This window comes from Streptomyces actuosus (genome assembly GCF_016921115.1).
Lineage (GTDB): Bacteria > Actinomycetota > Actinomycetes > Streptomycetales > Streptomycetaceae > Streptomyces > Streptomyces actuosus_A.
In genome coordinates this window covers 178,191-193,115 of the sequence record NZ_JAFFZS010000004.1, presented here as the reverse complement: position 1 = coordinate 193,115, position 14,925 = coordinate 178,191, and the positions used below count along the sequence as shown (strand labels likewise).

The 14,925-nt window shown below is 72.1% G+C and carries 14 protein-coding genes and 1 pseudogene; 6 read left to right on the top strand and 9 right to left on the bottom strand.

The window, feature by feature from the left end; all coding sequences use genetic code 11:
* The first annotated feature begins 34 nt into the window (after positions 1-34).
* Entirely contained in the window at positions 35-691 is a 657-nt protein-coding gene (locus tag JS756_RS07810; RefSeq protein ID WP_205382261.1) for an MBL fold metallo-hydrolase, read from the top strand.
* A gap of 350 nt (positions 692-1,041) precedes the next feature.
* Here the strand turns inward: JS756_RS07810 and aroQ are convergent, their stop codons facing one another.
* Complete coding sequence (gene aroQ / locus JS756_RS07805) at positions 1,042-1,515, bottom strand: type II 3-dehydroquinate dehydratase (RefSeq protein ID WP_205382260.1); 474 nt, start codon at positions 1,513-1,515, stop codon at positions 1,042-1,044.
* 103 nt (positions 1,516-1,618) lie between these two features.
* Between aroQ and JS756_RS07800 the strand changes: the two genes are divergently transcribed.
* Positions 1,619-2,665 carry a S66 family peptidase gene (locus JS756_RS07800; protein ID WP_205382259.1) on the top strand — a complete coding sequence of 349 codons (1,047 nt, stop codon included), beginning with the start codon at positions 1,619-1,621 and terminating at the stop codon, positions 2,663-2,665.
* Here JS756_RS07800 and JS756_RS36620 read toward each other — a convergent pair.
* From JS756_RS36620 to JS756_RS07770, 7 genes and pseudogenes are all read right to left on the bottom strand, one after another.
* Positions 2,655-2,986: pseudogene (locus tag JS756_RS36620) on the bottom strand (hypothetical protein); the annotation flags it as partial. The gene JS756_RS07800 and the pseudogene JS756_RS36620 sit on opposite strands and share 11 nt — an antisense overlap.
* A 44-nt stretch (positions 2,987-3,030) precedes the next feature.
* Positions 3,031-3,345, bottom strand: coding sequence for a hypothetical protein (locus JS756_RS07795; protein ID WP_205382258.1), 315 nt, complete (start codon positions 3,343-3,345; stop codon positions 3,031-3,033).
* Positions 3,346-3,471: 126 nt separating this feature from the next.
* Positions 3,472-4,473, bottom strand: coding sequence for a TerC/Alx family metal homeostasis membrane protein (locus tag JS756_RS07790; protein ID WP_205382257.1), 1,002 nt, complete (start codon positions 4,471-4,473; stop codon positions 3,472-3,474).
* A 224-nt stretch (positions 4,474-4,697) separates the two neighbouring features.
* Complete coding sequence (locus tag JS756_RS07785; RefSeq protein WP_205382256.1) at positions 4,698-6,749, bottom strand: TerD family protein; 2,052 nt, start codon at positions 6,747-6,749, stop codon at positions 4,698-4,700.
* An 82-nt stretch (positions 6,750-6,831) separates the two neighbouring features.
* Entirely contained in the window at positions 6,832-7,410 is a 579-nt protein-coding gene (locus tag JS756_RS07780; RefSeq protein WP_205382255.1) for a TerD family protein, read from the bottom strand.
* Positions 7,411-7,580: 170 nt separating this feature from the next.
* Positions 7,581-9,734, bottom strand: coding sequence for an excinuclease ABC subunit UvrB (gene uvrB / locus JS756_RS07775; RefSeq protein ID WP_205382254.1), 2,154 nt, complete (start codon positions 9,732-9,734; stop codon positions 7,581-7,583).
* A 50-nt stretch (positions 9,735-9,784) separates the two neighbouring features.
* Positions 9,785-10,642: an MHYT domain-containing protein gene (locus JS756_RS07770; protein ID WP_205382253.1), complete on the bottom strand. Its 858-nt coding sequence runs from the start codon at positions 10,640-10,642 to the stop codon at positions 9,785-9,787.
* 276 nt (positions 10,643-10,918) lie between these two features.
* Between JS756_RS07770 and JS756_RS07765 the strand changes: the two genes are divergently transcribed.
* Both JS756_RS07765 and JS756_RS07760 read left to right on the top strand, forming a co-directional pair.
* Positions 10,919-11,794: a glycerophosphodiester phosphodiesterase gene (locus JS756_RS07765; protein ID WP_205382252.1), complete on the top strand. Its 876-nt coding sequence runs from the start codon at positions 10,919-10,921 to the stop codon at positions 11,792-11,794.
* A 71-nt stretch (positions 11,795-11,865) separates the two neighbouring features.
* On the top strand, positions 11,866-12,420 hold the full coding sequence (locus JS756_RS07760) for a methylated-DNA--[protein]-cysteine S-methyltransferase (protein WP_205382251.1): 555 nt from the start codon (positions 11,866-11,868) through the stop codon (positions 12,418-12,420).
* A 105-nt stretch (positions 12,421-12,525) separates the two neighbouring features.
* On the opposite strand, the gene JS756_RS07755 is transcribed toward JS756_RS07760, so the two are convergent.
* On the bottom strand, positions 12,526-12,954 hold the full coding sequence (locus tag JS756_RS07755) for a VOC family protein (protein WP_205382250.1): 429 nt from the start codon (positions 12,952-12,954) through the stop codon (positions 12,526-12,528).
* A gap of 100 nt (positions 12,955-13,054) precedes the next feature.
* Between JS756_RS07755 and JS756_RS36615 the strand changes: the two genes are divergently transcribed.
* Positions 13,055-13,963: a pseudouridine-5'-phosphate glycosidase gene (locus JS756_RS36615; protein WP_307790400.1), complete on the top strand. Its 909-nt coding sequence runs from the start codon at positions 13,055-13,057 to the stop codon at positions 13,961-13,963.
* Entirely contained in the window at positions 13,948-14,874 is a 927-nt protein-coding gene (locus JS756_RS07750) for a carbohydrate kinase family protein (RefSeq protein WP_240203456.1), read from the top strand. The genes JS756_RS36615 and JS756_RS07750 overlap by 16 nt, the downstream gene beginning before the upstream one ends.
* The last annotated feature ends 51 nt before the right edge of the window (positions 14,875-14,925 follow it).

Below are 14,925 nucleotides of genomic sequence, written 5' to 3'. Positions count from 1 at the left end.
GTCGCGGGACAGGCGCGGCGATAGGCTGACGTTCATGACGTACAGCGGACAGGTGACGGTCGGCGGCCCGGCGGACGTGCACGAGCTCAAGGACCTGATGATCACCAAGATCGCGGTCGGTCCCATGGACAACAACGCCTATCTGCTGCGCTGCCGGGCCACGGACGAGCAGCTTCTGATCGACGCGGCGAACGACGCGTCGGCCCTGCTCGGCATGATCGGTGACGACGGCATCGCGTCCGTCGTCACCACCCACCGGCACGGCGACCACTGGCAGGCGCTCGCCGAGGTCGTGGCCGCGACCGGGGCCCGCACCTATGCGGGCCGGTACGACGCCGACGGCATCCCGGTACCCACCGACGTCCTGGTGGACGACGGCGACACCGTCCGGGTGGGGCGCGTGGAACTGACCGCGCGCCATCTGGTCGGCCACACCCCGGGCTCGATCGCGCTGGTCTACGACGACCCGCACGGCCACCCTCATGTGTTCACGGGCGACTGCCTCTTCCCCGGCGGAGTCGGCAACACCCACAAGGACCCCGAGGCGTTCGCCAGCCTGATCCACGATGTGGAGACCAGGATCTTCGGCATGCTGCCGGACGAGACCTGGGTCTACCCCGGGCACGGCAACGACACGACGCTGGGCGCGGAGAGGCCGCATCTGCCGGAGTGGCACGCGCGCGGGTGGTGAACGTCCGCCCGGTGCAACGCCGTCGACCCGGTGCCGGCGCCACGGGCTCCGCGGCGGGGCCGCCCGGATCGAGGCGCGGGGCCGGGCGTGCGGCACGCCGCGTCGGGCGTTCGCGCCCCGTGTGAAAGCCGTGCACGCGCCGACACCCCGCGCACGCTCCCGCCGGGATGCGGCCGGGGGTCAACTGGAGGCCGCCCCGCGCGGGACAACGGCCCCCGCGCGGTGGGGCCGCCGGTCCGTTCCCCGCCCTCGGCCGGCGGCCCGGGCGACCTCCGGTCGCCCGCAGTCGTGAGCCCGCCGGGCGTGTACGGACGGCGGGCGCGCGGGAGCACTCGCCTCCTGGGCGGTCCTCACGCGTCTGCCCGCGCCGTCCCCGCGAGCGCGGCGACCCGCTCCACGCCGAACGCGTAGCCCTGCACCCCGCACCCGGCGATCACGCCGTCCGCGCGCAGCGAGACGTAGGAGTGGTGCCGGAACGACTCCCGCTTGTGCACGTTGGAGAGGTGCACCTCGATGACGGGTAGTCCGTCGCAGGCGTTGAGGGCGTCCAGAATCGCGACCGATGTGTGCGAGTACGCGGCCGGGTTGATGACGATCCCGCAGTGTCCGAGCCGCGCCTCGTGGATCCAGTCGACCAGTGTGCCCTCGTGGTTGGACTGCCGGAAGTCCACCGTTCCCCCGTGTGCGGCGGCCGTCCTCACGCAGAGGGCCTCGACGTCGGCGAGGGTGTCGGAGCCGTAGATCTCCGGCTGGCGCTGCCCGAGCAGGTTCAGGTTGGGGCCGTTGAGGATCATGATCGGGGCGTTGGCCAGGGTGCGGGGCACGGTTCCTCCGGTCCGTTCGCGGTGGGACGGCCCGGTGGGGGCCGCCGCTCGGACCCGGTTTATCACGGTGCGCGAGCGCTGCGGCGGGCCCTACCCTCGCGGCATGACCGTGATCGATTACCCGCCCAAGCCGTCGCCCGGCGACCGCATAGCCGTGATCTCACCCTCCACCGCGCTGCCGGGGGTTCTTCCGCTCCCCTACGAGCTGGGGCTGCGGCGGCTGCGGACGGACTTCGGCCTGGAGCCGGTGGAGTACCCGGCGACACGGAAGATGGGCTCCACACCGCAGGAGCGCGCCGGCGACATCCACGCCGCCTTCGCCGACCCGGAGATCAAGGCGATCATGGCGTCGATCGGGGGCGAGGATCAGCTCACTGTCCTGCCGCTGCTGGACCGGGAGCTGATCCGGGCCAATCCCAAGCCGTTCTTCGGGATGAGCGACAACACCAACCTGCTGGCGTTCCTGTACAACACGGGGATCGTCGGGTTTCACGGTGCCGGCGTGATGGCAGAGCTGGGCCGTCCCGGTGCGATGCACCCGCAGACGGAGGAGTCGCTGCGGGCCGCGCTGTTCACGCCGGGCGAGTTCGAGTTGCGCCCGGCCGAGCGGTGGCGTGACGTCAGCCGCGACTGGGCCGACCCCGCCACGTTCGATGCGGAGCCGGAGACCCGGCCCGGCACCGGCTGGGACTGGGTGAACCCCGACCGGGCCGTGGAGGGTCGCGGTTGGGGCGGTTGTCTGGAGATCGTGGCCTGGATGCTGGCGGCCGACCGCGAGGTCTCCCACGACCTGTCGGTGTACGAAGGCGGTGTGCTGCTCCTGGAGACCTCCGAGGAGTTGCCGAGCGGCACCGAGGTCTTTCGCACGCTGCGGAACATGGGCGAGCGCGGTCTGTTGCAGAAGTTCCCCGCGCTGCTGATGGGCCGACCGAAGACCTGGTCCTTCGAGCGGCCCCACACTCCGGAGGAGGCCGCCCGCTACGCGGCCGAGCAGCGGGAGGCCGTTGTTCGGGCGATGCGCGCCTACGCCCCCGACACGATGATCGTCTTCGACGTCGACTTCGGCCACACCGACCCGCAGCTCGTCCTCCCCTACGGCGGCACGATCCGCGTCGACGGACCCGCCCGCCGGATCACGGTCACCTACTGACCCATGGGCGCGCGCCCCGGGCCGAAGGCCGTCGTGGGTCGATCGCCGGCTCGCGATCGGCGGCGAACAGCACCAGGTGCACCCCTCCCTGCAACGGGGTCGCCCGGCCCGGCACCACGGTCAGCGAGCTGACCACGACGGTCAGGGCCAGCAGCATCATGTGCGTGGCGCCGAGTCCGAGGATCGGCGGGCCGGAGCGCCGGATCGACGCCAGGGCGACCGCGGGGACGGCCAGGCCGATCCCGGCCGTCGCGGAGCCGAGGCGAATTCGAGGCGGGTCTGCACGCGGTCACGGCGGGCGGCGCGGCGTGCGGCGAGGGTCCGCCTGCCGGTCGGGGTGCTCGGTTCCGGTCGGTTTGGGGCCGTCAGGTGAAATCGGCCCTCTCCTGTACGTCGCAGTCGGTGAACGCCGGCGGACGGGTGCACAGGGCAGCCATCTGCTCGGCGAGCTTGCCCGTGTCGGGGTCGTCGTTGTTGCGCACGGCGTCCTCGTGGGAGTCGAACTCGATCACCACGAGGTAGCGGTGGGGCTGGTTGCGGTCCTGCAGGACGAGACGTCGGACGGGGCCGTGCTCGCGGCCGGCGAAACGCTCGTCGGCTTCCTCGGCGAGTCGGCGTATCTCGTCGATGCGGTCGGTCTCGAACTCGATGATCTGTGCGAACCTCACGGGTGCGTCCATGCTTCCTCCGCCCGGCGGCGCTCCCGTGGACCGGGAACGTCCAGCACCCAAGGAACCACCGGGAGGGGTGGTGGGCAATTCGATCGGCACACCTCCCGGGGATGGTTGTTTCTACGCTCGACGCGGTCAGACCTCGACGCTGTCCTTCGGAGCGCCCTCGGCCCCGGCCTGCACCTCCTCGTCCGCCGCCTGTCTGCGGGAGGCCCGCAGGCTGGTCAGCGTGGTGACGACCAGGACGGTGCAGATCACGCCGAGCGAGACCGGGACACTGATCTCGGGGACGTGGACGCCGGACTCGTGCAGGGCGTGCAGCACCAGCTTGACGCCGATGAAGCCGAGGATGATCGACAGGCCGTAGGACAGATGGACCAGCTTCTTCAGCAGGCCGCCGATGAGGAAGTACAGCTGCCGAAGTCCCATCAGCGCGAAGGCGTTCGCCGTGAAGACGATGTACGGGTCCTGGGTCAGGCCGAAGATCGCGGGGATGGAGTCCAGGGCGAACAGCACGTCGGTGGTGCCGATGGCCAGCATCACGACGAGCATCGGGGTCATGACCCGCCTGCCGTTCTGCCGGATCCACAGCCTGGTGCCGTGATAGCGGTCGGCGACACCGAAGCGACGCTCGGCGGCCTTGAGCAGCCTGCTCTCCTCGTACTCCTCGTCGTCGGCCTCGGCACGGGCTTCCTGGACGAGCTTCCAGGCCGTCCAGATGAGGAAGGCGCCGAAGAGGTAGAAGACCCACGAGAAGCTCGCGACGATGGCCGCGCCCGCGGCGATGAAGGCGGCCCGCAGGACGAGCGCGATGAGCACGCCGACGAGGAGGACGCGCTGTTGGTAGCGCGACGGCACGGCGAACTTCGCCATGATCAGGACGAAGACGAAGAGGTTGTCGACGCTGAGCGACTTCTCGGTGATGAATCCGGCGAAGAACTCTCCGGTCGGCCGTGCGCCACCGAAGTGGAGCAGGCCGAGTCCGAAGAGGCCGGCGAGGGCGATCCAGACGCCCGTCCAGATCCCGGCTTCCTTGATCGACACCTCATGCGGCTTGCGTCCGATGAAGAAGTCGACCGCGATCAGGGCGGCCAGGCCCACGATGGTCAGGGCCCACAGGGTCATCGAGATCTCCACTGCGCCTCCGGCAGTCGTAACGGCATGTGATCAGCGTCGTCGCGCGGCCGGAGGTCTCTTCCACCCGTGAAGGGCCGGCGTCCCGGGATCAGGTGCGATCCGTATTGACGGGTGCGCCGCAGTGGCAGGGAGTACTCCCCTCCGTGGGAAGAGAGTACCCCGATCACCAAGAAAAGGTAAAGTGTCGAGTAAAAGAAAGCGCAAAGACGCAGTTCAGATGGACTTTACAAAGAGTTGGTGCGGGCTGCCGCGACCTGAGGGAGCACCTGCCCGAGGATCTGACTCCCCGGCGGCACGACGGCCGGCTCGTAGGTCCACGCGTGCCCGATCCAGGGGTCGGCGAGATGGTCGTCGGGCACGGGCGTGAGCCGGAGCAGGGAGCGCCACAGGGGGTCGAGCAACGGACCGTAACCGGCGGAGTCCTCGCGGTCGGCGACCATCAGCAGGTGCACGCCGACGGCCGGCCCCTCGTCCGCGAGGTAGCGGAGCCGGGTCACGGCACGCTCGTCGAAGCCGTGCGGGAAGTCGTTGATCAGGAGCAGCTGCTGGGAGGTGTCGAAGCCGGGCGGCAGGGCGTCGGCCGCGCCGCCGCGAACCGCCATGTGCAGCAGGTCGACCCGCTCGGTGAGCCCCGCCAGCACGTCCGCGACCCCCGCGGCACCGGTGGCCGGCGGTCCGGTCAGGGCACCGGACCGGGTGAGGGGCTCCAGCGGCTGCGCCGCCGAGCCGGCCGGGTCGACGACGTGGACCGTGAACTCGCCGGCCGGGTGGACGGCGAGCAGCCGGGCAGCCATGGCGACCGCGGTCTCCACGGCCAGCCGCCGCAGCGCGTGGGAGTCGGTGAAGGAGCCGTCGAGGGAACGGGGCCGCCCGCTGTCGATCCACAGGCCCCGCTCCAGCGGCAGCCGGAGCAGCATGGGGATGCGCAGGGGGTCGCTCTCGGGCAGGTGCAGGTCGCCGACGCGCAGCGCCATGGGGAACTCCATGGGGACCCGGTAGCCGTGCCAGACGGGGTTGTCCCACCGGGCGTACGCCGGTGGCAGCGCGGGCTCGACGACGTCGGCCTCGGCCCGGAGCTGGGCCAGGTCGCGGTCGAGCACCTCGCGGGCCTGGCCGACCAGCTCGGCGTGCCGGGCGCGGGCCGCCTCCCGCGCGGCGTCGCTCTGTCCGCCGATCCGGCTGCGCGGGTCCGACAGGGCCTGGTCGAGTTCCTTCTCCCTGCGCGTGTCCGCGAAATCGACCGCGCTGCGGTACGCCGCGGTGGCGCGGGCCAGGTCCTCGAACATGCCCCACACCTGGTTGTAGAGCCGCTCGTCCATGGACCAGCCGGTCGCGTCGCCCGCTACCGGCTGCCGGGGCTGCCCGGCAGGCGCAGCCGGAGCCGTCGGCGGGGGCGGCGGGGGCGCGGCGCTCCGCCGTCGGGGGTGGGTGTAGTCGACCGGCCCGGTGGTGGAGGAGGCCCCGGCGGCGCCGGGCAGGGCCGCGTCGGCGGTGAAGTGGGCCGCCGCGCCGGACGCAGCCCGTGCCGGGCGGGTGGTGCCGTCGACCGGCCGGGGTCCCGGCTCCGATGTGCCGTGCGGTTCGGCCGGACCGGGGGTGGTGGTGTGGGGCGGCGCTCCGGCGCCGTGGGCGGCCGGGCTGCCGCCGTCCGTGGCGGGGCCGTTCGGCCGGGGGGCGCGTTCGGTGTCCGTGGCGCCGGGTGCGGGTGCCGGGATCGCACGGGCCAGGCCCTGGGCCACGGCTTCCTCGATCTCCGCCGCCAGCCGGTGTGCCTCGGGCAGACCCCGGTCGGTGAGGAGTGCGGCGAGGCCGTCGGCGTACCCCTGGCCGACGGCGCGGACCTTCCAGGCGCCCTGGCGACGGTAGAGCTCCAGGGCGACCACGGCGCGTTCCGCGTCGAGACCGGTCAGGGTGTAGGTGGCGACCTCGGTGCCGTCGAGGCCCGTCACCGCGACGAAGGGCGCGGCGACCGCGCCGAAGCGGACGGGCCCGCGACCGCCGCCGGGCAGCGCGAGGAGCACATCGACGCGGTGCACGGTGTCCTGCAGGGCGTCGAGGTCGATCGCGAGGCGGTGGTCCGCGGCCGCCTGGCGGGGCACCTCCACCCCGGGCAGCGCCGGGGCTCCGGGGTGGACCACCCAGGCGGCACCGGGCACGGTGCCGTGCTCGTCGCCGAGGGTGGCTGCGGCCACGACCGGGCTGCCGGCCGAGATCCTGATCTCGAGGCGGACCTGGGTGAGCGGGTGGTTCTGCCCCCGCACCAGCTCGGCCGTCATCGCCTTCCGTCCCCCTGTGTCACCGTTCGTCCTCGGAACCGCTCACTGCGCGCCGGACGTGTCCCCGGCCGTACGCGGGCCTTTACAGCACCGGCAGGATCGCCGGCATCAGGTCCTGGAACGTGCGGCCGTTGGCCGGCGTGCCGAGGGCGGTCATCGTCCAGCCGGAACCCGCGCGGTGCACCTTGGCCATGATCTGAGCGGTGTAGGCGCCACCGCCGGCGAGGGTGTAGCGGGCGAGTTCCTGGCCGTTGGTCTCGTCGACCAGGCGGCAGAAGGCGTTCTGCACCTCCTGGAACGTCTGGCCCGTGAAGGAGTTCACGGTGAAGACGATCTGGTCGATGTGGACCGGGATGCGCTGCAGGTCGACGAGGATGGCCTCGTCGTCGCCGCCCTGGCCGACACCGCCGACGAGGTTGTCACCCGTGTGGCGCACGGAGCCGTCGTCGCTCACCAGGTGGCGGAAGAAGACGACGTCGACCGGCTGCTTGTCCGCGAACAGGACGGCGGAGGCGTCGAGGTCGATCTCCCTGGTGCGGGAGCCGAACAGGCCGCGACGGGGCGCCGCCTGCCAGCCGAGACCCATACGCACCGCGGACAGGCTGCCTCCGTCGTTCTTCTGCAGACTGATGGCCTGACCCTTGGTCATGTTGACGGTCACGCGCTGATTCCCCTCTCGAACGATCCCCTGTTAGCCGCAGTGTCCGCGGTTGATCAGAACCCTACGCAGCGGGGCCGACAATGCCGAACCCCGGTGCACGTTTTGTGTCGGTCCTGCAACACAGTCCGCGGGTCCGGGCCCGGCGCCGGTGACCGGGCCCGGACCCGCGGTCAGGCCAGACCCGCCTCCTTCATCTGCCGCAGCTCCTTCTTCATCTCCGCGACCTCGTCGCGCAGCCGGGCCGCGATCTCGAACTGCAGATCCGCGGCAGCAGCGCGCATGCGCTCCGTCAGCTCCTCGATCTGCCCGGCGAGTTCGGCGGCCGGCTGGTCGGTGGGGACGGCTTCCTGGGCCCTCCCCCTGGCGGACCTGGCCGGCTTCGCGGAGGAGCCCTTGGCCGCCTTGCCGCCGAGCGAGGGCACGGGGGCCTTGGCGCCCCGGCCGTCCTTCGACGCCCGGTAACCGGTGCCGAGCAGCTGCTCGGTGTCGACGTCCTCGCGCGCGATCTGCGCGACGATGTCGTTGATCTTCTTGCGCAGCGGCTGGGGGTCGATCCCGTTGGCCTTGTTGTACGCCACCTGCTTCTCGCGGCGCCGGTTGGTCTCGTCGATGGCCTTCTCCATCGCCGGGGTGATCTTGTCGGCGTACATGTGGACCTGGCCGGAGACGTTGCGGGCGGCGCGGCCGATGGTCTGGATCAGCGAGGTGCCCGAGCGCAGGAAACCTTCCTTGTCGGCGTCCAGGATCGCCACCAGGGACACTTCGGGCAGGTCCAGGCCCTCGCGCAGGAGGTTGATGCCGACCAGGACGTCGAACTCGCCGGCACGCAGTTCGCGCAGCAGCTCCACGCGGCGCAGGGTGTCGACGTCGCTGTGCAGGTAGCGCACCTGGATGCCGAGCTCCAGGAAGTAGTCGGTGAGGTCCTCCGCCATCTTCTTGGTGAGGGTGGTGACCAGGACACGCTCGTCCTTCTCGGTGCGCATGCGGATCTCGTGCACCAGGTCGTCGATCTGGCCCTCGGTCGGCTTGACGACGACCTCGGGGTCGACGAGACCGGTGGGGCGGATGATCTGCTCGACGGTCCCCTGGGAACGCGACAGCTCGTACGTGCCGGGGGTCGCCGACAGGTAGACGGTCTGGCCGATGCGCTCCTGGAACTCCTCCCACTTCAGCGGGCGGTTGTCCAGTGCGGAGGGCAGCCGGAAACCGTGGTCGACGAGGGTCCGCTTGCGGGAGGCGTCGCCCTCGTACATCGCGCCGATCTGGGGCACGGTGACGTGCGACTCGTCGATGACGAGGAGGAAGTCCTCGGGGAAGTAGTCGAGGAGGGTGTTCGGCGGGGTACCGGGCGAGCGGCCGTCGAAGTGCATCGAGTAGTTCTCGACGCCGGAGCAGCTGCCGATCTGGCGGAGCATCTCGATGTCGTACGTGGTGCGCATCCGCAGCCGCTGGGCCTCCAGCAGCCTGCCCTGCTTCTCCAGCTCGGCCAGGCGCTGCTGCAGTTCCTCCTCGATGCCCTTGACGGCCCGCTCCATGCGCTCGGGGCCGGCGACGTAGTGGGAGGCGGGGAAGACGTACAGCTTGTCGTCGTCGCTGATGATCTCGCCGGTGACCGGGTGCAGCGTGGAGAGCGCCTCGATCTCGTCGCCGAACATCTCGATGCGGACGGCCAGCTCCTCGTAGACCGGGAAGATCTCGATGGTGTCGCCGCGGACCCGGAAGGTGCCGCGGGTGAACGCCGTGTCGTTGCGCGCGTACTGGATGTCCACGAAGCGGCGCAGCAGTTCGTCCCGGTCGATCTCGTCGCCCACGCGGAGGGGGACCATCCGGTCGACGTACTCCTGCGGGGTGCCGAGGCCGTAGATGCAGGACACCGAGGCGACCACGACCACGTCGCGGCGGGTGAGCAGGGAGTTCGTCGCGGAGTGGCGCAGACGCTCGACCTCCTCGTTGATCGAGGAGTCCTTCTCGATGTAGGTGTCGGACTGCGGGACGTAGGCCTCGGGCTGGTAGTAGTCGTAGTACGAGACGAAGTACTCGACGGCGTTGTCCGGCAGGAGCTCGCGGAACTCGTTCGCCAGCTGGGCGGCCAGCGTCTTGTTCGGCGCCATCACGAGCGTGGGGCGCTGGAGCTTCTCGATCATCCACGCGGTGGTGGCCGACTTGCCGGTGCCGGTCGCGCCCAGCAGGACGACGTCCTTCTCACCGGCCTCGATGCGGCGCGCGAGCTCGGCGATGGCCGCCGGCTGGTCGCCGCTGGGCTGGTAGGGGCTGACGACCTCGAAGGGCGCCACCGTGCGTTCGATGTGGGAAACGGGCCGCATGAAGTCCACCGTACGACCCGGCACTGACATCGCCGCCCTGATCGACGGTTCTACGAGGTGCGGGAGGGCCGCCGCCCCAGGTCGCGGCGGGGGCGGGGCTGGTCGCGGCGGTCGACGTGGCCGGCGACGGTGTGGGCGGGGACGCCGGGTCTGCGTTCGGCCGGGGACCAGTCGGCGCGGCCCGGCACCGTCAGCGGGTCGAAGATGACGACGACCCCGGCGAGGCAGAGGAAGGCGAGCGGACCGATCAGCATGGGGGCGAGCAGGGCTGCGGGCGAGTCGCCCGTGGAGGGGGTGGCGGTGCCGTGGAGGTGGACCGTGACGGCGGCCATGCCCATGTAGTGCATGCCGGTGACGGCGACCCCCATGCCGAGGCTGGCCGCGACGCTCCGGACGAAACCCCGGACCTGACCGGCCGCCCACAGCGCGGCGGTGGCGGCGACCATGGCGACGGCGACGGAGGCGGCCACGGTGAGCGTGTCGTACTCCAGCCGTCCGTCGATGCGCATGCCCGCCATGCCGAGGTAGTGCATCGAGGCGATACCGAGGCCGGTGACGGTCCCCCCGGTGAACAGGGCGGTTCCGTGGGCGCCCCGGTAGCCCACGATGAAGATCCCGATGCCGACTATGACGATGGCGAGGCCGAGGCTCGCGAACGTCGTCGCCTTGTCGTAGCGGACCGGGGCCTCCGCGACGGTGAACCCCGTCATCGCGATGAAATGCATGGTCCATATGCCGGAGCCCATGGCGGCGGAGGCCAGGGCGAGCCAGCCGGGCCGCCAGGACCCGGCGACGAGCAGGGCTCTCCCGGTGCAGCGCAGACCGAGGGCGCCGCCCAGGCAGGCCATGAGGTAGGCCACCAGCGGCGTGACGAGTCCGTAGCTGAAACCGTCGACCGTGCCCTGCATGCGCGGTTGCCCTTCCGCCCTGATCCGGAAATTCCCTGCAATCCCACCCCTCCCGGCGCCGTGCGAGCGGTCAGGGCCGAGTGCGAAGAGTATGACCCCCACCGGAACGGTCGAACGATTTTCCGGCAAAGAAACACGGCCCTGCCGCAGATGTGGGGCACCGGTGAGCGGACTTGAGCACCTCTCTTCGCTCGGTGACCGCGATCCACTCCTCCGTCACTCACTCTCTGCTGTCACAGTGGAACCGACCGTGATCGCTCGACGTGAGGAGTACGCATGCACGCGCGCGCAGTTGCCGTCACGGCCACCGCGCTCCTGGCCACCCTGTGCCTGCTGGTCACCGCTCCCGGTGCCCGGGCCGGCGACGGCGGCGGGCCGCCCGGGATCGTCGCCCACCGGGGCGCCTCCGCCTATGCCCCCGAGAACACCCTGGCCGCCGTCGACAAGGCGGCGCAGCTGGGCATCCGGTGGGTGGAGAACGACGTCCAGCGCACCCGGGACGGCGCGCTCGTGGTGATGCACGACGAGAGCCTGGAGCGCACCACCGACGCCGAGGAGGTCTACCCCGGCCGCGTCCCGTGGAAGGTGAAGGACTTCACCGCCGCCGAGATCGCCCGCCTGGACGCGGGCAGCTGGTTCGGTCCCGCGTACGCGGGGGTGCGCGTGCCGACGCTGGAGCAGTATCTGCGCCGGGTGGAGCACAACCACCAGAGGCTGCTGCTGGAGATCAAGAGCCCCGAGCTGTACCCGGGCATCGAGCAGCAGATCCTGAAGGTGCTCGCCGACGAGGGGTGGCTCGACCGCGGACACGTGGCGGACGAGCTGATCGTGCAGAGCTTCAGCGCGGACAGCGTCCGCGCCGTGCACGACCTGGCGCCCGCGATCCGGACGGGCCTCCTCGGCACACCGCCCCTGGCCGACCTGCCCGCCTACTCCGGCTTCACCGACCAGATCAACCCCTCCCACGGGACGATCTCGGCCGCCTACGTGGCCGCGGTGCACGCGTTCACCGGGGCCCACGGACGGGCCATGGAGGTGTTCACCTGGACCGTCGACGACGCGGCGACGGCCCGGCAGGCGGCCGGATACGGCGTCGACGGCGTCATCTCCAACAGGCCCGATCTGGTGGAGGACGCGGTTCTCGGCGACTGACCCCCGGCTGGGTCAGGGGGTGCGGGCCGGCTCCCGGCGGCGTTGTCGGCGGCGGGCCGTACGGTGGTCGCATGGACAGCGACGGGCAGTACGGGCAGCAGGTCGTGTGGGCGGTCGTCGGCACCGACGCGGGTCCACTGCTGCTGGCCTCGACCGGTGCGGGTCTGGTCAACGTGGTGTTCCACGCGACGGGTGCGGTGCGCGAGCGGGCCCTGCGGCAGCTGGCGGAGCGGCTGGGCACCGAGCCCGTCGAGGCACCCGGCGCTCCGCTGCTCGCCGAGGCGATACGGCAGGTGCGGGAGTACTTCGCCGGGGCGCGGCGGGACTTCGGGCTGCCGCTGGACTGGTCGCTGGTCTCCGGCTTCAACCGGCAGGTGCTGCGCGAGCTGGCGTCCGGGGTGCCCTTCGGCTCGGTCGTGGGTTACGGCGATCTCGCCCGCCGGGTGGGTCAGCCGGGTGCCGCGCAGGCGGTGGGCACGGCCATGGGCGCCAATCCGCTGCCGGTCGTGGTGCCCTGCCACCGTGTCGTGGAGAGCGACGGCGGGATCGGCGGGTTCGGCGGCGGTCTGGAGACCAAGCGGAAACTGCTCGCCCTGGAGGGCGTGCTGCCGGAGCCGCTCTTCTGACGCTCGGGCGGAGACGGTGCGACCGCGCCCGCGACGCGGTGTGCCGGGCCCGGGCCGGTCCCGCCGCTGCCGCGGGGCGCGGCGTCATCACGAGCATCATCACGGTCAGTCGTAGTGGCGGGCCTCCAGGACGTTGCCGTCGGGGTCGCGGAAGTAGAAGCTGCGCCGGGCCGGGCCTCGGGCGCCGAAGGAGTCGTGGGCGAGGTCGGACACCGGCACGGCGTATTCCTGCAGCCGGGTGCGCAGGGCGTCGAAGTCGGTCTCCGGCAGGGACAGGCAGACGTGGTTGACGGGATGTCCCGCGCTGTCCGCGGTTCCGGTGAGGGAGGCGACGCGCTCCGCCGCGGCCCGTGGCATGAGGTCGAGGATCGTTTCACTGTTGACGCGCACGGAGGGGAAGGGTGCCTCGCCGGCCGTGTACTCGGTGAGCCGGACCGGCTCCAGGCCGACCACCCGCTCGTAGAAGCCGGTGGCGGCGGCCGGGTCGGCCACCCAGAGGACGACGTGGTCGAGACGCAGGGAGTTGTCCGTCATGTCTCCAGGCTGGCGCCTGCTCCCGCGGGGCGGCAAGGGTTTGACCGGCCGTGCGGCCCGCCAGAGATGAAGAAGGGACCGAACGACGGGAGGCAGGCGCGTGGTGCTGGTGGTGTCCGAAGAGGTGCGGGAGGCGATCGGCGCGGGGCGCCCGGTGGTGGCGCTCGAGTCCACGATCATCGCGCACGGGTTGCCGCGCCCCCGCAATCTGCAGGTGGCAGTGGAGCTGGAGGCGGCGGTCCGGCGTGAGGGCGCCGTGCCGGCGACGATCGCCGTACTGGACGGGCGACCGCACGTCGGCCTGGACAAGGAGCAGTTGGAGCGGGTCGCGAACGAGGACGGGCTGCGCAAGCTGGGCCACCGTGACCTGCCGCTCGCGGTGGCCTCGGGGGCCAGCGGGGCGACCACGGTGTCGGGAACCGCGCAGCTGGCGGCGCTGGCGGGGATCCGGGTCTTCGCGACCGGCGGGCTCGGCGGGGTGCACCGGCAGTGGACGGTGACGCAGGACGAGTCGGCCGACCTGGGGCTGCTGGCGCGCACGCGGATCACCGTGGTGTGCGCGGGCGTGAAGTCCATCCTGGACGTCCCGGCCACCCTGCAGCGGCTGGAGACGCTGGGTGTCGCGGTGGCCGGTTTCGGCACGGACAGCTTCCCCGGCTTCTACCTGTCCGACTCGGGGCACCCCGTCCCGTGGCGGCTCGACACGCCGGACCAGGTGGCCGGGGTCATGCGCGCGCAGGACGCGCTCGGCGGGCCCGAGTCGGCGCTGATCGTCGCCCGGCCGGTCCCGGAGGCGGAGCAGCTGGACCCCGGTCTGCACGCGCGTGTGCTCGCGGACGCGCTCGCGGCATGCGACGCGGAGGGCGTCACCGGGCAGGCGGTCACCCCGTTCCTCCTCGACTACCTGGTGCGGCACACCGACGGCGCGTCGCTGACCGCCAATCTGGCCGCGGTGCGGGGCAATGTGCAGTTGGCCGGGCGGATCGCGGCGGCCTGGACGGGGGTGTGACGGCGCAGCCGCACGGCGCGCTGCTGGTGGTCGGGGACGTGGTCACCGATGTCGTGGCCCGGCATCGGGGGCCGCTCGCGGCGGGGACCGACACGGCCGCGGGGATCCGCACCCTGCCCGGTGGTGCGGGCGCGAACGTGGCGTGCTGGGCGGCGCACCACGGATGCGCGGACGTCCGGCTGCTCGGGCGGGTCGGTGCGGACACTGCGGCGTGGCACGAGCGGGAACTGTCGGCCTGCGGGGTGCGACCGCGGCTCGTGGTGGATCCGCACGCACCGACGGGCACGGTGATCTGCCTGGTCGACGCGGACGCCGCGGCCGAACGGACGTTCCTCACCGACAGCGGCGCGTCGCTGCGGCTGGATCCCGGTGACTGGTCTGACGAACTGCTCGACGGGGTGGCCCGGCTGCATCTGTCGGGCTATCTGCTCTTCGCCGAGCCGAGCCGAGCCCTGGTGGCGACGGCCGGTGCGGCGGCACGCGCGCGGGGTGTGCCGGTGAGCCTGGACCCGGCGTCGGCCGGGTTCCTGGCGGAGCTGGGGGCCGACCGGTTCCTGGAACTCGCGGGCGGAGTGGACGTCCTGCTGCCCAGTCGCGACGAGGCGTGCCTGCTCACCGGGCTGTCCGACGCGGCGGACGCGGCGGCGGCGCTGAGCCGGCGTGTGCCGCTGGTCGTCGCCAAGCTGGGTCCGCTCGGTGCCCTGGTCGCCCGCGGCGGCGCCGTCACGGCCCGGATCGCCGCCGTCACGGCGACGCCCTGCGACACCACGGGCGCCGGCGACGCCTTCACCGGTGCCTTCCTCGCCGCGCTGCTGGCGGGGGCACCGCCCGAGGCGGCGGCGGAGACGGGGTGCGGGGCGGGGGCTGCCGCGGTCGAGCGGGTGGGAGGGAGACCGGCGCCGCGGGGATGAGGGGGGTATCGGCTCGGCCCGGGGCGGCGGAGTCCCGACCCGGCTGCGGTC